General features: G+C 72.0%; 20 protein-coding genes. 9 read left to right on the top strand and 11 right to left on the bottom strand.

Annotated features, from left to right (window positions below):
• Positions 1 to 150 precede the first annotated feature (150 nt).
• Together ACQSSQ_RS16790 and ACQSSQ_RS16785 are read right to left on the bottom strand one after the other, a co-directional pair.
• Complete coding sequence (locus tag ACQSSQ_RS16790; protein ID WP_431328258.1) at positions 151 to 720, bottom strand: HdeD family acid-resistance protein; 570 nt, start codon at positions 718 to 720, stop codon at positions 151 to 153.
• 131 nt (positions 721 to 851) lie between these two features.
• The gene (locus ACQSSQ_RS16785; RefSeq protein ID WP_431328257.1) at positions 852 to 2051 is read right to left on the bottom strand and encodes a DUF5005 domain-containing protein; all 1200 of its coding nucleotides are present in this window, start codon (positions 2049 to 2051) and stop codon (positions 852 to 854) included.
• Between the two features lie 98 nt (positions 2052 to 2149).
• Here ACQSSQ_RS16785 and ACQSSQ_RS16780 point away from each other — a divergent pair, with 98 nt between their 5' ends.
• Positions 2150 to 2767 (top strand): TetR/AcrR family transcriptional regulator, encoded by a 618-nt coding sequence (locus tag ACQSSQ_RS16780; RefSeq protein WP_431328256.1) that lies wholly within the window; start codon positions 2150 to 2152, stop codon positions 2765 to 2767.
• 38 nt (positions 2768 to 2805) lie between these two features.
• On the opposite strand, the gene paaI is transcribed toward ACQSSQ_RS16780, so the two are convergent.
• Genes paaI through paaA form a run of 6 tightly spaced genes read right to left on the bottom strand, consistent with a single transcriptional unit; the run spans position 2806 to position 7009 of the window.
• Positions 2806 to 3219 carry a hydroxyphenylacetyl-CoA thioesterase PaaI gene (paaI, locus tag ACQSSQ_RS16775; protein WP_431328255.1) on the bottom strand — a complete coding sequence of 138 codons (414 nt, stop codon included), beginning with the start codon at positions 3217 to 3219 and terminating at the stop codon, positions 2806 to 2808.
• Entirely contained in the window at positions 3216 to 4301 is a 1086-nt protein-coding gene (gene paaE, locus ACQSSQ_RS16770; RefSeq protein ID WP_431328254.1) for a 1,2-phenylacetyl-CoA epoxidase subunit PaaE, read from the bottom strand. Before paaE ends, paaI begins: the two co-directional genes overlap by 4 nt.
• 2 nt (positions 4302 to 4303) lie before the next feature.
• Complete coding sequence (gene paaD, locus ACQSSQ_RS16765) at positions 4304 to 4822, bottom strand: 1,2-phenylacetyl-CoA epoxidase subunit PaaD (protein WP_431328253.1); 519 nt, start codon at positions 4820 to 4822, stop codon at positions 4304 to 4306.
• A 3-nt stretch (positions 4823 to 4825) separates the two neighbouring features.
• Entirely contained in the window at positions 4826 to 5752 is a 927-nt protein-coding gene (paaC, locus tag ACQSSQ_RS16760) for a 1,2-phenylacetyl-CoA epoxidase subunit PaaC (protein ID WP_431328252.1), read from the bottom strand.
• A 25-nt stretch (positions 5753 to 5777) separates the two neighbouring features.
• Positions 5778 to 6071 (bottom strand): 1,2-phenylacetyl-CoA epoxidase subunit PaaB, encoded by a 294-nt coding sequence (paaB, locus tag ACQSSQ_RS16755; protein WP_431328251.1) that lies wholly within the window; start codon positions 6069 to 6071, stop codon positions 5778 to 5780.
• Positions 6068 to 7009, bottom strand: coding sequence for a 1,2-phenylacetyl-CoA epoxidase subunit PaaA (gene paaA / locus ACQSSQ_RS16750; protein ID WP_431328250.1), 942 nt, complete (start codon positions 7007 to 7009; stop codon positions 6068 to 6070). The genes paaB and paaA overlap by 4 nt, the downstream gene beginning before the upstream one ends.
• A gap of 130 nt (positions 7010 to 7139) precedes the next feature.
• On the opposite strand from paaA, the gene paaZ reads away from it, so the two are divergent.
• The 6 genes from paaZ to ACQSSQ_RS16720 all read left to right on the top strand — a co-directional run bounded on the left by paaZ (position 7140) and on the right by ACQSSQ_RS16720 (position 14615).
• Positions 7140 to 9173 (top strand): phenylacetic acid degradation bifunctional protein PaaZ, encoded by a 2034-nt coding sequence (gene paaZ / locus ACQSSQ_RS16745; RefSeq protein ID WP_431328249.1) that lies wholly within the window; start codon positions 7140 to 7142, stop codon positions 9171 to 9173.
• A 133-nt stretch (positions 9174 to 9306) separates the two neighbouring features.
• Positions 9307 to 10797, top strand: coding sequence for an FG-GAP repeat domain-containing protein (locus ACQSSQ_RS16740; protein WP_431328248.1), 1491 nt, complete (start codon positions 9307 to 9309; stop codon positions 10795 to 10797).
• A 148-nt stretch (positions 10798 to 10945) separates the two neighbouring features.
• Positions 10946 to 11464, top strand: a complete 519-nt coding sequence (locus ACQSSQ_RS16735) for an EXLDI protein (RefSeq protein WP_431328247.1) — start codon at positions 10946 to 10948, stop codon at positions 11462 to 11464.
• 144 nt (positions 11465 to 11608) lie between these two features.
• Positions 11609 to 12529: an ATP-binding cassette domain-containing protein gene (locus tag ACQSSQ_RS16730; protein WP_431328246.1), complete on the top strand. Its 921-nt coding sequence runs from the start codon at positions 11609 to 11611 to the stop codon at positions 12527 to 12529.
• A complete protein-coding gene (locus ACQSSQ_RS16725) occupies positions 12526 to 13353 on the top strand; it encodes an ABC transporter permease (RefSeq protein ID WP_431328245.1) in 828 nt (275 codons plus the stop codon). The genes ACQSSQ_RS16730 and ACQSSQ_RS16725 overlap by 4 nt, the downstream gene beginning before the upstream one ends.
• A gap of 80 nt (positions 13354 to 13433) precedes the next feature.
• Positions 13434 to 14615, top strand: a complete 1182-nt coding sequence (locus ACQSSQ_RS16720) for a serine hydrolase domain-containing protein (RefSeq protein WP_431328244.1) — start codon at positions 13434 to 13436, stop codon at positions 14613 to 14615.
• Here the strand turns inward: ACQSSQ_RS16720 and ACQSSQ_RS16715 are convergent.
• Complete coding sequence (locus tag ACQSSQ_RS16715) at positions 14602 to 15573, bottom strand: NAD(P)-dependent alcohol dehydrogenase (RefSeq protein WP_431328243.1); 972 nt, start codon at positions 15571 to 15573, stop codon at positions 14602 to 14604. The genes ACQSSQ_RS16720 and ACQSSQ_RS16715 overlap by 14 nt on opposite strands.
• 89 nt (positions 15574 to 15662) lie before the next feature.
• On the opposite strand from ACQSSQ_RS16715, the gene ACQSSQ_RS16710 reads away from it, so the two are divergent.
• Positions 15663 to 16331 carry a TetR/AcrR family transcriptional regulator gene (locus ACQSSQ_RS16710; protein ID WP_431328242.1) on the top strand — a complete coding sequence of 223 codons (669 nt, stop codon included), beginning with the start codon at positions 15663 to 15665 and terminating at the stop codon, positions 16329 to 16331.
• A gap of 52 nt (positions 16332 to 16383) precedes the next feature.
• Positions 16384 to 16797, top strand: coding sequence for a VOC family protein (locus tag ACQSSQ_RS16705; protein ID WP_431328241.1), 414 nt, complete (start codon positions 16384 to 16386; stop codon positions 16795 to 16797).
• A gap of 146 nt (positions 16798 to 16943) precedes the next feature.
• Here the strand turns inward: ACQSSQ_RS16705 and ACQSSQ_RS16700 are convergent, their stop codons facing one another.
• Together ACQSSQ_RS16700 and ACQSSQ_RS16695 are read right to left on the bottom strand one after the other, a co-directional pair.
• A complete protein-coding gene (locus ACQSSQ_RS16700; RefSeq protein ID WP_431328240.1) occupies positions 16944 to 17321 on the bottom strand; it encodes a DUF1330 domain-containing protein in 378 nt (125 codons plus the stop codon).
• 18 nt (positions 17322 to 17339) lie between these two features.
• Positions 17340 to 18329 (bottom strand): HNH endonuclease family protein, encoded by a 990-nt coding sequence (locus tag ACQSSQ_RS16695; RefSeq protein WP_431328239.1) that lies wholly within the window; start codon positions 18327 to 18329, stop codon positions 17340 to 17342.
• Between the last annotated feature and the right edge of the window lie 22 nt (positions 18330 to 18351).

Here is an 18351-nt window from a genome sequence, read left to right as displayed (position 1 = left end):
GCGTGCAGCCGGCGCGCGGCGGCGGCCACCGCCGTACCGTGGCACCGCGACGTTTGCGATGGGGAGCGTCGCGAACGCGTGCGAGTGCACCCGTACGGCACAACGCCCCACGGCCCTGGTCGCAGCGTGGGGCGTTGGCGTCTGTGGGTGCTAGACGGCGTCCATCGCCTTGATGTCCTTACGGATCATGAACGCCGAGATCAGCCAGAACACGCCGATCGCCAGCGCGTAGATGCCGATCAGCACGATCAGCGTCTTGAAGCCGATGTCCGGCCACGCGAAGAGCAGGATGCCGAAGAGGATCGAGATCACGCCGGACGCGAGCAGCCAGCCCCAGCCGCTGCCCGGGACCTGACGCACCTGCAGCGAGCCCGAGATCTCGAGCACGCCGATCATGATCGACCAGAACGCGACCACGAGGACCAGGGCCAGCGCGACAGTGACCGGTGCCCGGAACGCGATGATGCCGGCCGCGATGCCGAGGACGCCCTCGAGGAGCAACCAGCCCCATGCCCGGCCGCCTCCGGTGACGATGCTGACGAGGGCGATGATGCCGTCGGCGAGCGCCCAGATGCCGAAGAGGACGATGACGACGCGTGCCGTCACGTCCGGCCACACGAGGGCGACGATGCCGAGGCCGATCGCGAGGACCCCCCGGACGACGACGATCCACCACGCGGTCCTCGCCGCCGAGGTGATCGCTCCTGCAAGATCCGTCATGACGCGCCTTCCCCCTCGTCGTCTCCTGATTCGCACGATAGGGCCGTGCGCTGCGGGTCAGGGAGAGACACGCGGGCGCCGACGCCCGGAATTCCGGCGATCCGACGGCGCAGCGTCCTTCAGTGCAGTCCTCAGGGCAGCGGCACGCGGAGGAACTCGGGCCGGTACAGCAGCGGGTCCTGCTCGATCTTCTGCACGTCGGTGTTGTTGCGGCTGTACGACACGATCACCGAGCCGTCCTTCCGGAGGAGCTGCGGGTGCGCGAGCGGCATGTAGCGGAGGACACCGGTCGACTCGTCCGACGGGATGTCGGCCGGCCGTGACGCCACCCTGTACGGCCCGGTCGGCCGCGGCGCCTTCCAGATCACGAGGTCGTCGCCGAGGAACTCGTCCTGCTTGCTCACCGCGTACCAGGACCCGCCGGCCTCGAACACGCTCAGCACCTGCGACACCCCGCCCTGCGCGCCGATGATCTCGACCGCGGACGACGCGTCACGGACCCACGCCGACCCGTCCCAGTAGCGCCAGGCGCCGTGGTCCCGGATGTCGTCGATCCGGACGCGCGCGACGCGCAACGAGTAGCCGAAGACGCCGTCGACCTCGGGGTTCGCCGTCCCGTACAGGTAGACCCAGTCGTCCTCCACGGCGACGGCGGCGCCCCACGTCGGACGCTTGCGGCTGGGGTCGTCGGGGCCGATGTCGATCACCTCGACGAGCTGCGGCACACCGCCGCGGGCGACGTGGAAGACGGCGATCGCGGGGCCCAGCGTCTCGAACTCCATCGAGCTCGGCCCGCCCGTGCTGCGGACCCGCTGCACCCCGACCCCGACGACGTCGACACCGTTGCGCGTCACGCGCCCGAGCGACATGGGCCAGTAGCCGACGCCGTCCGGACGGTCGGGCACCAGCGCCCCGTTGTCCGCGGGCAGCACGACGCGGGCGCAGCCCGGCGAGATGAGGAGCATGGAGTTGCGGACGAACCGCTGCCCGTCGAACGACGGGTCGCGCAGCGTGTCACCCATCACCCAGATGCGGCGTCCGTCCTGCAGCTCGAGATCGGCGCCCACGTCCGCGCCCATGATCGCCGGCACGCCTCGGACGGTGTCGACGATCGTCGCGAGGTCGTGGATCGACGTGAGCTGGGGGATCTTCTCGCAGCGGGTCGCGTACGCGGGCTTCGCCGCCGCTTCCTGGCCGGACCCGTTCCGGTCGTCGCCGGCCAGCGGTCCCCGCAGGAGCGCGAAGATCCCCACGCAGCCCATGACGACGGCCGCGACGCCGACCAGCCAGGCCCGCGCGCGGGTCGATCGGGGGTTCGACGTCTCGTCCATGCTCGCTCGTCCTCGACAGTAGAGGCTGTACGCGGCTCGGACACGGTCTTGCCACGTGACGTCGGTGACGCAACGGCGCGGCGTGAGACGCTGGGGCCATGGCGACCGGGTCGACGCAGGGCACCCCACGCCGGGGCCGTCCCGGGTACGACCAGGAGACCGTGCTGCGGCGGGCGATCGAGGTCTTCAACCGCCAGGGGTACGACGCCACGAGCGTCGGCGACCTCGCGCGGGAGCTCGGTCTGACGAAGTCCGCGATCTACCACCACGTGCCGAGCAAGGAGCACCTTCTCGCGCTCGCGCTGGACGAGGCGCTCGACGGCCTCGAGGCGGTGATCGACGAGGCGACCCAGGTGCAGGACGGCGGGTCCGCGTACGAACGCCTCCGCACCGCCGTGCGGCAGAGCGTCGAGGTCCTCGTCGCGCACCTGCCCGCCGTCACGCTCCTGCTGCGGGTGCACGGCAACAGCGAGGTCGAGCTGCGGGCGCTCGCGCGACGCCGTGCGATCGACGAGCGGCTGGCGTCCCTCGTCCAGCAGGCGGTGGACGAGGGTGCTCTGCGCTCCGACATCCCGCCGGACCTCATCAGCCGTCTCCTCTTCGGTGCCGTGAACTCGCTGGTCGAGTGGTACCGGCCCGGGGGTCCGGTGGACGCCGAGGTGCTCGCCGACGCGGTCGCGGCGCTGGCGTTCGACGGGCTCGCCGTACGGCGGTGAGCCAGGTCCCACCCGAAGGCGAGCGCGTGGGACCACACTCACCGCCCGCCGCTGCGCCCGCCGCTGCGCCCGCCCACCGTGCGGCTCCGTCCCCGGAACTCCGCGACCGCCGTGCCGTCCGACGCGCGGCGCACCGTGACGTCGTACAGACCCGAGCGCCCGCGCCGCGACCGCTCGCACGCCTCCGCGACGAGCGTGTCGCCGAGGCGCGCGGGCTCGAGGAACGTGATGTCGAACCCGGCCGCGACGGTCACCTCGCCGTAGCTGTTGCACGCGAGCGCGAACGCGCTGTCGGCCAGCGACGCGACCAGTCCGCCGTGGCACAGGTCGTGGCCGTTGACCATGTCGGCACGCACCTCCATCGCGACACGTGCACGGCCCTCACCGAGCTCCTCCAGACGCATGCCGAGCGCACGGCTGGCGACGTCCGCCTCCCACATCGCCTCGCTCATGCGTCGAAGTCCACGGTCACCGCGTCGCTCACGGGGCGCGACTGGCACGTGAGGACGAACCCGCGCTCGACCTCCTCGGGCGTCAGCGCGTAGTTGCGCCGCATCTCGACCTCCCCGTCGCACAGCATCGCGCGGCACGTGCCGCAGACACCGCCCTTGCACGCGAACGGAAGGTCCGACCGTGTCCGCTGGGCCCCGTCGAGAACGGTCTCCGACCGCGGCATGGTCGCCGTCGTACGCCGTCCGTCGAGGACGATGGTGACCTCGCTGGTCGCACCGTCGATCTCGGGCTCGACCCGGTGCACGTCCGGCGGCGGCTCGTCGACGTAGAAGAGCTCGGCGTGGACGCGCTCGGCCGGCACGCCCAGCTCGTCGAGCACGGCGCGGGCGTCGAGCAGCATCGCGTGCGGCCCGCACACCCAGACGTGGTCGACGTCGCCGACGGGGACGAGGAGCGTGAAGAGCGCGCGAAGGCGATCGGCGTCGAGCCGGCCGGAGAAGAGCTCGACGTCGCGCGGCTCGCGCGAGAGCACGTGGACCAGGTCGAGCCGCGCGCCGTACCGGTCCTTCAGGTCCGCGAGCTCCTCCGCGAACATCACGGTCGTCGCCGTGCGGTTGCCGTAGAGCAGGGTCACGGCGGAGTCGGGGTTCGTCAGGACCGTGCTCGCGATCGACAGCATCGGGGTGATCCCGGAGCCGGCGGCGATGCACAGGTGGCGACCGCCGGCGCGCGGGTCGGCGCAGAACGTGCCGGTCGGTGTCTGCACGTCGATCTTCGTCCCGGGACCGACCTCGCGGGTCAGCCAGCGCGAGAAGAACCCGTCGGGGATCTCGCGGACGCCGATGCGCAGCGCGTCGCCGACCGGAGCACAGATCGAGTACGACCGGCGCTCCTCGCGCCCGTCGACGAAACGCCGCAGGGTGAGCGACTGGCCTGCCGCGAACGCGTACGCGTCGGCGAGCTCCGCCGGGACGTCGAACGTCACGGCGACCGCGTCGTCGGTCAACCGCTCGACCGCAGCCACGGTGAGCGGATGGAAGGCGGCGGTACGGCGCATGGGTGGCGCCGCGGTCACGGTCATCGTCAGATCTCCTTGACGTGCTCGAACGGCTCGAGGCAGGCGGTGCACCGGTAGAGCGCGGTGCACGGCGTCGGACCGAACTCCGACGTCGCCTCCGTCTCGGCCGACCCGCAGCGCGGGCAGGCGATCGATCGGCGTACGGGCGCGAGAGTCAGCGCGACCGGGCCGTCGCGCCGCGGTGCCGGCCCCGGGGCGGAGAGCCCGTGCGTCGCGAGCGCCCGGCGACCGCGCTCGGTGATCCAGTCGCTCGACCAGGCCGGGGCCAGCACCAGGTCGACACGGACGTCGTCGAAGCCGGCCGCGTTCAGCGTCTGCACGAGGTCGTCGCGCATCGTCGCGACCGCAGGGCAGCCCGAGTAGGTGGGCGTGAGGCGTACGACGACCCGGCCGTCGGCGTCGACCTGCACGTCGCGCAGGACGCCGAGGTCGTCGAGCGTGAGCATCGGCATCTCGGGATCGCGGACGCGGCGCGCTGCCTCGAGCGCCGCCTCAGCCGCCGTGCGGGCAGTGGTCGTCCTCATCCGTCACCACCGCCCCGTCGGGTGGGCCCGGGCCACGACCTGCATCTCCGCGAGCATCCGGCTGAAGGCCTCCGTGTGGAGACCGTCGCGACCCGTCATGCCGCGGACGCCCGCGAGCGCCGACACGTCCGGTCGTCCGAGGTCGCCGGCGGCCAGCACCTGGTCGAGGACGCTGTCGACCGCGTCGGAGACGGTGGCCGGATCGATGCCGACGCCGGCCTCCGCCATGCGCGTCTCGACGGCGTGACCGACGGTGAGCTCGCCGCGCAGCGGCCACAGCCGCTCGAGCGCCGCGACCAGACGGGCCCGCGACTCCTCCGTGCCCTGGGCCAGCGTGACGCACCAGCGCGCGGCGTGGTCCCGGTGGTAGGTCAGCTCCTTGACCCCCTTCTCGGCGACGGCCGCGAGGAAGGGGTCGCGGCTCTCGCGCAGGCGCACCAGCAGCGCGAGCCGCCAGGTGGAGAAGAGCAGCAGCCGCACCATCGCGTCGGCGAAGTCGCAGTCCTCGCCCTCGACGAGACGTACGTGGAGGAACGCGCGGTCGTCGCGGAAGAACGCGAGCGCGTCCTCGGCCGGGACCGGCGACCCGTCGGGGAGCGCCGGGACCACGGTCGGGTCCGCGGCGGCGGCGCGCGCGAGCAGCATGCGCGCCTGGCCGAGGAGGTCCAGCGCGACGTTCGCGAGCGCCACGTCCTCCTCGAGGTCGGGCGCGTTGCTGCACCACTGCGAGAGGCGGTGGGACATGACCAGCGCGTCGTCGGCGAGCATCAGCGCGTACGTCGCCAGGTCGCCCGCATCGACACCGTCCGGGACGTCCGTCGCGATGCCGGCGAGGGGGTCCTCGAAGCCGGTGCCGAAGGCCCAGTGCGTGTCGTCGCCGACGAGCAGCCCGTCGTACGGGTTGTCGTCGTCGTGAGTGTTCTCGTTCATCGAGCCTGTCGAGACCATCGGGCCCTCACATGTGCGGGACGTCGTCGGGGATGTCGTAGAAGGTCGGGTGGCGATAGACCTTGTCGCCGCTCGGCGCGAAGAACGGGTCCTTCTCGTCCGGGCTCGACGCGGTGATCGCGTCCGCCCGGACGACCCAGATGCTCACGCCCTCGTTGCGGCGGGTGTAGACGTCGCGTGCCGACCGCACCGCCATCGCGTCGTCCGCGGCGTGCAACGAGCCGACGTGCACGTGGTTGAGGCCGCGCTTGCCGCGCACGAACACCTCGTACAGGGGCCACTCGGCCCTGGGCCCACTCATGCCGAGGCCTCCTTCGCGGCGTAGGCGGTCGCGGCCTCGCGGACCCACGCGCCCTCGTCGTGCGCGCGCCGGCGGTGCGCGATCCGCTGAGCGTTGCAGGGTCCGTTGCCGTTGATCACCTGCGCGAACTCGTCCCAGTCCGGGGAGCCGAAGTCGTAGTGCCCGCGCTCCTCGTTCCACGCCAGCTCGGGGTCGGGGAGGGTCACGCCCAGCGCCTCGGCCTGCGGCACCGTCATGTCCACGAACTTCTGCCGAAGGTCGTCGTTGGTGTCGCGCTTGATCCCCCACGCCATCGACTGGGCTGTGTTGGGTGACTGGTCGTCGGGCGGGCCGAACATCATCAACGACGGCCACCAGAACCGGTCGACCGACTCCTGCACCATCGCGCGCTGCTCGTCGGTGCCGCGCATCATCGTCATCAGCAGCTCGTAGCCCTGCCGCTGGTGGAACGACTCCTCCTTGCAGATGCGGATCATCGCCCGTCCGTACGGGCCGTACGAGGTGCGGCACAGCGGCACCTGGTTGCAGATCGCCGCACCGTCGACGAGCCAGCCGATCGTGCCGACGTCGGCGTAGGAGAGCGTCGGGTAGTTGAAGATCGAGGAGTACTTCTGGCGCCCGTCGAGAAGCATCTGCGTGAGGTCGGCCCGGGAGACCCCCAGCGTCTCGGTCGCCGAGTAGAGGTAGAGGCCGTGCCCGGCCTCGTCCTGCACCTTCGCCAGCAGGATCGTCTTGCGGCGCAGCGACGGCGCCCGCGTGATCCAGTTGCCCTCCGGCTGCATCCCGATGATCTCGGAGTGCGCGTGCTGCGCGATCTGGCGGACGAGCGTCTTGCGATAGCGCTCGGGCATCCAGTCGCGCGGCTCGATGCGGTCGTGGCGGGCGACGGTGCGCTCGAAGCCCGCGAGCAGGGTGGCGTCGTCGACCGACGTCGTCATGGTGGCCTCCGTGCGAATTACTGACCGATCGTTCTGTTAATCGTGTCACACCGGCCGCCTGCAGACAACATTTACTGACCGATCGTTCTGCAATAGCGTGGCCGGGACGGACGAGACCCTGGGGGACACCGTGAGCGCACTGCTGGAGAGCTACGTCGCCGGACGCTGGTACGCAGCACCCGACGAGGGCCGACCCCTGCTGGACGCGACGACCGGCGAGGTGGTCGCGCGCGTGTCGAGCACCGGTCTCGACGTCGGCGAGATGGTGACGTACGCCCGCGACGTCGGCGGTCCCGCGCTCCGTGGCCTGACCTTCCACGAGCGCGCAGGCCTCCTCAAGGCGCTCGCGAAGCACCTCGGCGGCACCAAGGACGAGCTGTACGCGCTGTCGGCGTGCGCCGGCGCCACCCGACCGGACGCGATGGTCGACGTGGACGGCGGCATCGGCACGCTCTTCTCGTACGCGAGCAAGGGCACCCGAGAGCTCCCCAACGACACCGTGGTCCTCGACGGGCCGCCGGAGCCGCTGGGCAAGCGCGGGACGTTCGTCGGCCAGCACGTCTTCACATCACGCCCCGGCGTCGCGGTCCAGATCAACGCGTTCAACTTCCCGGTGTGGGGCCTGCTCGAGAAGCTCGCCCCGGCCTTCCTCGCCGGCCTGCCGACGATCGTGAAGCCGGCCAGCCCCACGGCGTACGTCGCCGAGGCGCTGGTGCGCCAGGTCATCGCCTCGGGCCTCCTCCCCGACGGGACCCTGCAGCTCGTCAGCGGTGGCGCCGGGACGCTCCTCGACGAGCTCGGCGCGCAGGACTCCGTCGCGTTCACCGGCTCGGCCCACACCGCGAACGTGCTCCGGAACCACCCGTCCGTGGCGACCGGCGGCGTACGACTCGGGGTCGAGGCCGACTCCCTCAACTGCTCGGTTCTCGGGCCCGACGTCGGGGCGGACGACCCCGAGCTCGACCTGTTCGTCGCGGGCGTCGTCACGGAGATGACGGTCAAGGCGGGCCAGAAGTGCACGGCGATCCGGCGCGTGCTCGTCCCGACGGCCATGGCCGACACGGTGGTCGACGCGATCGTCGCCCGTCTTGCCGGGACCACCGTCGGCGACCCGCGGGACCCCGACATTCGGATGGGACCACTCGTGAGCACCGCCCAGCGCGACGAGGTCCGCAAGGCGGTCGAGGCGCTGCGCAGCTCCGCCGACCTCGTGCACGGCGACCCCCGCGGCGGCACCGGCGCGGCCGATCCCGAGCGAGGGGCGTTCATGGGCCCGGTCCTGCTGCGCGCACGCGCCGGGGCAACAGAGCCGCACGACGTCGAGCCGTTCGGGCCGGTGAGCACGGTCGTCGCGTACGACGGCCTCGACGACGCGATCGCCCTGGCCGCCCGCGGTCGCGGGAGCCTGGCTGGTTCGGTCGTCACCCACGACCCCGACGTCGCGCGGACTCTCACGCTCGGGCTCGCGCCGTGGCACGGACGCATCCTCGTCCTCGACCGCGACGACGCCGGGGAGTCGACCGGGCACGGGTCGCCGCTGCCGATGCTGGTGCACGGCGGTCCAGGACGCGCCGGCGGCGGCGAGGAGCTCGGGGGCGTCCGCAGCGTCCTCCACCACATGCAGCGCACGGCCCTGCAGGGATCTCCCGACATGCTCACCGCCATCACCGGCCGGTGGACGCCGGGCTCGACCCGCCGCGACGACGGGGTCCACCCGTTCCGCAAGAGCCTCGCGGCGCTGCGGGTCGGTGACACGATCGCCTCCCCGCCGAGGACGGTCACCCGCGAGGACATCGACGCGTTCGCCGCGCTGACCGGCGACACGTTCTACGCCCACACCGACGAGGAGGCCGCTGCGGCCAACCCGCTCTTCGGCGGGATCGTCGCGCACGGCTACCTCGTCGTCTCGCTCGCCGCCGGGCTCTTCGTCGACCCTGACCCGGGTCCGGTCCTCGCCAACTTCGGCGTCGACAACCTGCGGTTCCTCACGCCGGTGAAGGCCGGGGACTCCATCGCGGTGACGTTGACCGTCAAGCAGATCACGCCCCGCAGCACGGCGGACTACGGCGAGGTCCGGTGGGACGCGGTCGTCACCAACGGGGAGGGCGCGCTTGTGGCGACGTACGACGTCCTGACGCTGGTGGCGCGGACCTGGGAGGGCTGATCCCGGCCTCGCCGGTCGCCAGGTCCATTTCGACAAGGTCTCGACGTCGTGCGGACGGATGTGCAAGAGTGCCTCCATCCTGATCGAAACGCTGTTCCATTCTAAGGAACAGGGACCTCGAGGAGCGGCCCCCATGCGTACCCCCGCCCGCACGACCACGACCGTCCTGGCGATGGTGGCGACGACCGCTGCCGTCACCGCGCTCGGTCTCACTCCCGCGATGGCCGAGCCCCCGGAGTTCACCCGCACCGTCATCGCCGAGAACCAGTCCGGCCCGGCGTTCACCGCGGTCGGCGACGTCGTCGGTGACCGCAGGCCCGAGCTGGTGTCGACCAGCTATGGCGCCCTCACGATGCAGGGCAGCGCGGCCCTCCCCGAGCCGGGCACGGTCACGCTGTACGAGAACGCTGGACGCAAGCGCGGCGGCGGCGTCGACACCTGGAAGACGAGCCTGGTGATCGACCAGTCCGACGACATCATCTTCCCGAGCGAGCCGACACTGGCCGACGTGGACCGCGACGGCGACGTGGACATCATCCAGCCGGCCGGATACTTCTGGGACAGCGGTCTCGGCTTCAGCCGCGGCTCGCTCACGTGGTGGGAGAACCGCGACGTGCCACGCAGCGTTCAGGAGGTGCTGGCGCTCGCGAAGTGCCCGCTCACGACCAAGAACCTCGCCGAGGCGCGCGAGTGCGTCGCGGCGCTGCGCGACTGGGAGCGGCACGACATCATCACCGGCAGCCCCTTCGCCTACCACGACCTCCAGTTCGTCGACTTCGACGGCGACGGGCGCAAGGACATCGTCACCGTCGGCGAGCAGGGCTTCCAGGCGCCGGTCACGACCGACGACGTCGTCGCGCTGCAGTTCTTCAAGGGCGACGGCAAGGGCGGGTTCGCCGAGCCCGTCACCCTCGCCGACCGCGGCGGCAGCAGCCCCGTCGTCACCGATGTCGACGGCGACGGCGACCTCGACGTGGCCTCCGCCCAGTACTTCGGTGTCAGCCCGGTCGTCCTCGGCCCGCCGACCGGAGAAGCCTCGTTCGTCTGGTTCGAGCGTGTCGGGACCGCTGAGGACGGGCTGACCGCGTCGGACTTCGTCATGCACGAGATCTCACGCGGGCAGGGTCCGTCGTTCAGCATCCACCGCGTCGGCGACCTCTTCGGTGACGGGGTCGACCGGTGGGTCGGGGTGAACCACACCAACCTCCAGAACCCCGGCCCGCCGGCCGCCCTCCGCGCGGCGCCGAACGTCTTCCTCCTGACGCCGGCCGCCGACCCGCGCGCACGGTGGGCGGTCGCACCGCTCGCCTCCGGCGTCGACCCGGGCGCCGAGTTCATCGCCAGCCCGCGGCCCGGCCAGGCCGCTCCCGGCAAGACCGGCTTCGGCGACATCGACGGGGACGGCGACACCGACCTCGCGGTGTCGGGCGACGGGGCGTTCCGCCTCTACTGGCTGGAGCAGACCGCTCCGGGCACCTTCCAGCAGCACGTGCTGCCCGAGTCGGAGGGCTGGGGGCAGGCCGGCGGCGCGAAGATCGCCGACCTCGACCTCGACGGCACCGACGACATCACGTTCTCGAGCTTCGAGAACAACAAGATCGGGGTCTGGAGTCCGGCGTCCTGATCCACGCCTGATTCTCTGATCCTCGCGAGGGCGGGTCGTCGTACGACGGCCCGCCCTTCGGCATGCCCTTGCGCGTCCACCGCGACAGGGTCTACCTTGCTCGTATACGTATATTGATACGCATAGCAAGGACGACTACGATGAGCCCATGCCGAACAAGACGATCTACGTCTCCGACAGCGACCTGCCTCTCTTCCAGCGCGCGCAGGAGCTCGTCGGCGGCAACCTCTCCAAGGCCATCTCCTCGGCGCTGCGGCGCTTCGTCGACGTCGAGGAGGGCAAGCTCGAGGGGTTCTCGGAGATCACCGTCCACGTCGGCCCTGGCAAGGCCCAGCGCACCCGCTTCGTCGGCGTGCTCCTCGCGGAGTGGGGCCGCTCGACCAAGGACCGTGCGGAGCAGTTCCGCGTCTACCAGGGCCGTACGGGCAAGTTCGTCCTCCACACCCAGCGCACCCCCGAGACGACGTGGACGGCCGGCGCCGACGGCAAGGCGACGGGCTGGCGCAAGTACGTCGCTGCCGACCAGACCTGGGGGACAGGAGCCGCGACCTCCACCGTCGACGTGTACGAGACCCTCGAAGAGCTCGCAGCGCACATCCCGACCGAGCTGTACGACCTCGTGAAGAACACGACCGACCACGCCGTCGTCGAAGACCTCGACGTCTGACCCGCTCCCCGCTGGTCGAGTAGCCCGAGCCCCTGGGCGAGGGCGTATCGAGACCCCCACCCCACCCGACGCCGCCTCACCCCCGGCGGGCGGGAGCCTGCCCTCCTGCGGCGCCCCTCCACCTCCACGACCGAAGGAACCTCCATGACCTCACCCAGTCCGCGGCCACCGGCGCTCGAAGCCGTCGGCCTCCGCAAGTCCTACGGCGACAAGGTCGTCCTCGACGGCATCGACCTGGCGATCCCCGCCGGCTCCGTCTTCGCGCTCCTCGGGCCGAACGGCGCCGGCAAGACGACGATCGTCGAGATCCTGTCCACGCTCATCACCGCCGACGCCGGGACCGCCCGGGTGCTCGGTCACGACCTGGCGACCCAGCCCGACGCGGTCCGCGCCGCGATCGGCGTGACGGGCCAGTTCTCGGCCGTCGACGGGCTCCTGACGGCGGAGGAGAACCTCCTCCTGATGGCGGACCTCTTCCACCTCGACCGCGCCGAGGGGCGACGCCGCGCGGCCGACCTCCTCGAGCGGTTCGACCTCGCCGACGTCGCGACCAAGCACGCCGCGACGTTCTCGGGAGGCATGAAGCGGCGCCTCGACCTCGCGATGACGATGGTCGGCCGGCCGCGGGTCATCTTCCTCGACGAGCCCACCACCGGGCTCGACCCCCGCAGCCGCAGGGGCGTGTGGGACATCGTCCGCGAGCTCGTCGCCGACGGCGTGACGATCCTCCTGACCACGCAGTACCTCGAGGAGGCCGACGAGCTGGCCGACTCCATCGCGGTGCTCGACCACGGCACCTTCATCGCCCAGGGCACGAGCGCGGAGCTCAAGCGGCTCGTCCCCACGGGCCACGTCGAGGTGTCGTTCGTCGGGGGCGACACCCGGCGGGTCCCGTACGACGGTGACGTGGAGACCCTCCGCACCCTGCTCGCCGACCTCGACGCGAGCGGCGACGCGGTGGCCGACCTCGCGATCCACACCCCTGACCTCGACGACGTCTTCCTCGCCCTCACCGGCGGCCACGCCGCCACCGACACCCAGGTCCCTCAGGAGGCAGCACGATGAGCACGCTCGACGTGGCCACGGCCACCCCTGCGACGGCGAACACGCCGAAGGTGTGGCGCGACTCGATGACGATGCTGCGCCGCAACCTCCGGCACTCGCTGCGCTATCCCGGGATGTCGGCGTGGACGATCGTCCAACCGGTGATGTTCCTCGTGCTGTTCGGCGTCATCTTCGGCGAGGCGCTCGGCGCCGGGGTCGGCAGCGGCGGACGCGCGGCGTACATCACCTACATCACGCCCGCGATCCTCGCGATGACCGTCGCGATCGGGTCGATGATGACGGCGGTCTCGGTCGCGATGGACATGACCGAGGGGATCATCGCGCGGTTCCGGACGATGGCGATCGCTCGGTCCTCCGTCCTCACGGGCCACGTGCTGGGGAGTCTGGTCCTCAACCTGATCAGCCTCGTGCTCGTGCTCGCCTTCGCCTTCGCGATCGGCTACCGCACCGACGGCGGCCCCGCGGGGGTGCTCGGCGCCTTCGCGCTGCTGGCCGCCGTGGCGTACGCGCTCACGTGGCTGGGCGTCGCCCTCGGGTTGGGCAGCAAGACCGTGGAGGGCGCCAGCAACGTGATCCTGCCGGTGATGCTGCTGCCGTTCCTCGGCAGCGGGTTCGTCCCGGTGGACACGATGCCGGTCGGCATCCGCTGGTTCGCCGAGTACCAGCCGTTCACGCCGATCAACGAGACCGTCCGGTCGCTGCTCGAGGGCACCACCGTCGACGGGAGCAGCCTGGGGCTGGCGCTCGGGTGGACCCTCGTGATCGGTGTCGGCGGCTACCTGTGGTCGCGGAAGCTGTACGGACGCGACGCCGTGCGCCGCTGACTCCACCAGCGTCGCCGGGGCGCCGATGAGTTCGGCGCCCCGGCGCGGTCGACCCTGGACCGACCCGAGGAGGAGCACCGGTGGACCTGCACGCGCACATCGCCAGCACCGTCGAGCCGTTCGTCGAGCGCGGCGACCCGCCGGGTGCGGCGTGGCTGGTCGCCCGCGGCGAGGACGTCGCGGTCGGGGCCCACGGAACCCACGGGCCCGGCGACGGGACGCGCATCCGTCCTGACTCGCTCTTCCGCATCTCGTCGGTGACCAAGCCGATCGTCGCGGTGGCGGCGTGGACGCTGCTCGACGACGGCACGCTCGACCTCGACGCACCCGTGGAGCGCTGGCTCCCCGAGCTCGCCGATCGTCGGGTGATGCGCGACCCGTCGGGGCCGCTCGACGACACCGTGCCGGCGCGCCGTGCGATCACGGTCGGAGACGTGCTCGAGCTCCGGCTGGGGATCGGCCTCGACTTCAGCGGACCGTTCCCGGGGCCGGTCCTGTCCGAGCTCGGCCGGCTCGGGCTGCAGGCGGGCCCACCCGCACCGCAGACCAACCCCGCGCCCGACGTGTGGATGCAGACGGTCGGGTCGGTGCCGCTCTCGTACCAGCCGGGGGAGCGCTGGCTCTACCACACGGGCAGCGAGGTCCTCGGGGTCCTCGTCGCCCGGGCCGCGGGGTCGCCGCTCCCCGAGGTGCTCGCGGAGCGCGTGCTCGACCCGCTCGGGATGACGAGCACCGGGTTCGGTGTGCGCGCCGGCCAGAGCGGGCGCCTCGGACCGCACTGGCTGCCCTCGGACGGAGGGCCCACCCTCACCGCGTACGACCCCGCCGAGGGTCAGTGGTCACAACCGCCGGCCTTCCCCAACGCGGGTGACGGGCTCGTCTCGACCGTCGACGACCTGTACGCGTTCGCCCGCATGCTGCGCGCGGGCGGGGTGAGCGACGACGGGACTCGGGTGGTCTCCGAGAAGGTCCTTGCCGAGGCCACCCGTCCCCGTGTCGGTCCGCTCGACAACGGCACCTCCAGCTGGGGGCTCGGGCTGGGAGTGAAGACCGCGACCCAGCCGGACGGGCGTCAGGCCGGGTCGTACGGATGGGACGGCGGCCTCGGCTCGACGCTCTGGATCGATCCCGCGGCCGGGCTCGTCGGCATCCTCCTCGCGAACCAGATGTGGTCCTCCCCGCAGCCGAGCGCGGTGTTCGACGCGTTCTGGCGCGCCGCGTGCTCCGAGGGCGCCGGCGACCCCGCGGTCACCGGACCGTGACGACGGCCTTCCCGAGGACGTCGCCGGCCACCAGCGCATCGAGGGCCTCGCGCGCGGCGTCGAGCGGGTAGGCGCGCGCGACGACAGGGCGGATCTCGCCGCGCTCGGCCATGTCGGCGAGCAGCTGGAGGTCCTCGGCCTTCGTCAGCGACAGGAACATGGCGAGCCGCTGCTTCACGAACGGCGAGACCAGGACGGCGGCGAGCGACCGGCGCAGGCTCCCGATCAGCCGTCCGCCTCCCTCGCCGCCGACCAGCACCAGCGTGCCGCCGGGGACGAGCATCCGGCGGAGCTGCCCGAGCGACCGGTCGCCGCCGATGTCGAGGACGAGGTCGAACCTCGGCCCGAGGTCGAGCGGGTCCTCGCGCGTGTAGTCGACGACCGGGTCCGCGCCGAGCGCGCGTACGCCCTCGACCTTCGACGTGCGGCACACCCCCGCGACCTCCGCACCGAACGCGCGCGCGAGCTGGACGGCGTACGTCCCCACCCCGCCGGACGCCCCGACGATGAGGACCCGTTGCCCCTTCTGCACCCGTCCCGTGTCGCGAAGCCCGTGCAGCGCGGTCAGCGCGGAGACCGGCAACGCTGCTGCCTCCTCGTACGAGAGGCCTGCCGGCTTCGCGACGAGGTGCTTCTCCCGCGCCAGGGCCAGCTCGGCGAACGTGCCGGTGCCGGCGCCGAGGACCGGGTCGCCGACGGCGAACCGGGTGACGTCCGGGCCGACCGCCTCGACGACGCCGGCGAGGTCCATCCCGACGACCGGCTGCTTCGGGCGCCGGAGCCCGAAGGCGAGACGGCCGGCGAGCGGGAGGCCCGTCATGACGTGCCAGACGCCGCGGTCGACGCCGGCGGCATGGACCCGCACGAGGACCTGGTCGCGATCGGGGACCGGCTCGGGGACGTCGCCGACCTCCCAGCGGTCGGTGCCTCCGTACTCGTGCTGGACGACTGCCTTCATCTGCAACCACTACCTTACGTTGTAAGGGGTCTGCTCCGAAGGTAGCCTTACGACGTAAGTCGACGCAAGTCCCTTTGTCAGGAGGACCGATGTCCCGGCGCCCGCCGCTCTCCCGCGAAGCCGTCCTGCGCACCGCGGTCGCCGTCGCCGACGCGTCGGGTGTCGGATCGCTGACCATGCGGGCCCTCGCGCGCGAGCTGGGGATCGAGGCGATGTCGTTGTACCACCACGTCGCCAACAAGGACGACCTTCTCGACGGCATGGTCGACCTCGTCTTCGCCGAGATCGCGCTGCCGACCGCCGGCGAGGACTGGCGGACGCAGATGCGGCGGCGTTGCACCTCCGCCCGCGACGTACTGCTGCGGCACCCGTGGGCGGTCGGTCTGGTGGAGACGCGGGCGCATCCGGGTCCGGCGACGCTCCGGCACCACGACGCCGTCCTCGCCTGCCTACGCCAGGGTGGGTTCTCCGTCCCGCTCACCGCGCACGCGTTCGCGTTGATCGACGCGCAGCTGTTCGGCCACGTGGTGCAGGAGGTGAGCCTCCCGGTCCGCGAGCCGGAGGACGTGGGCGCGCTGGCGGCCGACATCCTCGCGGGGATGTCCCCGGACGACCTGCCGTACCTCACCGAGCTGGCGGTCGAGCACGTGATGAAGCCCGGCTACGCGTTCGGGGACGAGTTCGCGTACGGGCTCGACCTCGTGCTGGACGGGCTCGAGCAGCGACGGCTCGAGGACTCCGGCGCGGCCAGAAAGTGACCCGGTCAGAACGGGTTCGACCTCGCCGCACGCAGCCCGTACGGTCGGGCCCATGTCTTCTCGCATCTCGCACACGACCATCGACTCCCACGACGCGTACGCCCAGTCCGAGTGGTGGAAGCAGGTCCTCGTCGGCTACACCGACGTCCCCGGCGACCCGAACGAGCCCGGCCACGAGGAGTGCATGATCGTCCCGCCCACCGACGGCAGTGCCGGCGCCGCGGGCCCGCTGCTGTTCATCGAGGTCCCCGACGACAAGCAGGTGAAGAACCGGCTCCACCTCGACCTGCGTCCCACGGACCGCTCCCGCGACAACGAGGTCGAGCGGCTCGTCGGCCTCGGCGCGACGCAGCTCGGCGACTTCCGCACGCCGGACGGCAAGGGGTGGATCACGCTGGCCGACCCCGAGGGCAACGAGTTCTGCATCCTGCGCAGCGACGGCGAGGTCGCCGCGCAGGACGGATGAGCACCGTCCCCGCGGCGACTACCGGCGTCACGTGCCGAGGATCCTCCCCGGTGCCGGCCGGGGCCGGCGGGCGGCGTCTGGGTCTCCGTGACGGCATCGGCCGGCCGGCCCGACACGTGACCCCGCGCGGTGGAGCTCCGAGCGGATCAGGTCCCCGACCCCGGCCACTCAGTGGTCGCCTGGAGCACGGCCTCCTCGAGCGCCTCCGTGCGCCAGTGCGTGACCTGCTGGTAGTCCTCGTCGGCGACCATCCGGCTGAACGCCTCGCGTGAGGGGTAGCGCACGAGAAGCACCGCGTCCCAGTCCTGACCCTCCTCCGCGACGAGCGTCGTACCGCCGTCTCCGGCGTACAGGACCTCGCCGCCGTAGCGAGGGAGGAACGTCTCGTCGAGCGCGGCCGCGTACCGTGCGTACAGCTCGCGCCCGCCCTCACGGAAGCGCAGCAGGTTGAGCATGGTCACGGGACCACCGGCGTCCTCGGCGAGGTAGCGCTTGAGGTCGGCACCGCGGGGATCGACAGCCATGGGAGGCATCGTGGCACGTCAGCGGGGTGCCCGGAACCCTGCCGCCTCTGCCGCGGCGACCGTCGCGAAGCACGCCTCGGGGATCGTCACCGCGTACGACCGGGTGCCGGGCGCGTGGTAGATCCGGTCGCCGCCGTCGTCGGGGACGTTGCCCTTGATCGGAGCGCTCGCCGGGCAGGCCTTGCCCGAGGGCGTGGCTCCGCCGGCGGCCGTCTCGCCGGTGCTCTCGCGCTCGCTCGCGAAGGTCGCGGCGTACGGCCAGACCGAGCTCGGCAACGGAGCGAGGTCGGCGGGCGAGCCGTCCACGCGGCTGCACCCGTCGAGGATCCGCACGATCGCCGCCTTCATCGGCTCCGTCACGTGCAGCGCGTACGACGCCGCGACCCGCGTGAAGCGGATGACGTACGTGCAGCGGTACTCCTTGTTTGGCGGCAACCACCCGTCGGGCCCGGAGTCGGACTTCTGGGCATTGGTCGGGCCGTCGACCGCGAGAAGGTTGAGGGGGTCGTTGGCGAAGGCGACCCGCTTGCCCGCCGGCCACTGCTGCGCCCCGAGCTGCCAGCTCAGCGACAGCGGCACGACGTGGTCGATCTGCACCGCGGCGGCGTCCTCCTTGCGGAAGGTGATCGCGCGTCCCGTGTAGGGGTCGGCCAGCCGTCCTGCGACGACGACGCAGCGGTTGCGCTTGGCGACGTCGGTGAGGTCGCGGACCAACACGTTGTCGCGCGTGCCGCACCCGGTCCGTGGGACGTCCGCCCAGGCCTGGCCGTACAGCGCCGTGCGGTCGTACCCCGTCTTGGGTGCGCGACCCGCGACCCGCAGTCCGTCGAGCAGCGCCCGCGCCTTGGTGACCTGGTCGGCGACGTGCCCGGACGCCGGGGTCGCCGACGTCGCGGGAGCCGTCGGCTCGGCGTCGGCCGCCACCTGGGAGTCCAGCGGGCCGCAGGAGGGCAGCAGGAGCAGGGCGGCCGTAGCCGCGAGGACGCGTCGCGTCGTACGAGAGGTCACCGCTCGGTTCTACACGGGGCCA

Source organism: Mumia spirodelae, assembly GCF_050632745.1.
Classification (GTDB): domain Bacteria; phylum Actinomycetota; class Actinomycetes; order Propionibacteriales; family Nocardioidaceae; genus Mumia.
Note: the sequence above shows the minus strand (reverse complement) of the source record. Positions and strands in the feature narration are given on the sequence as shown.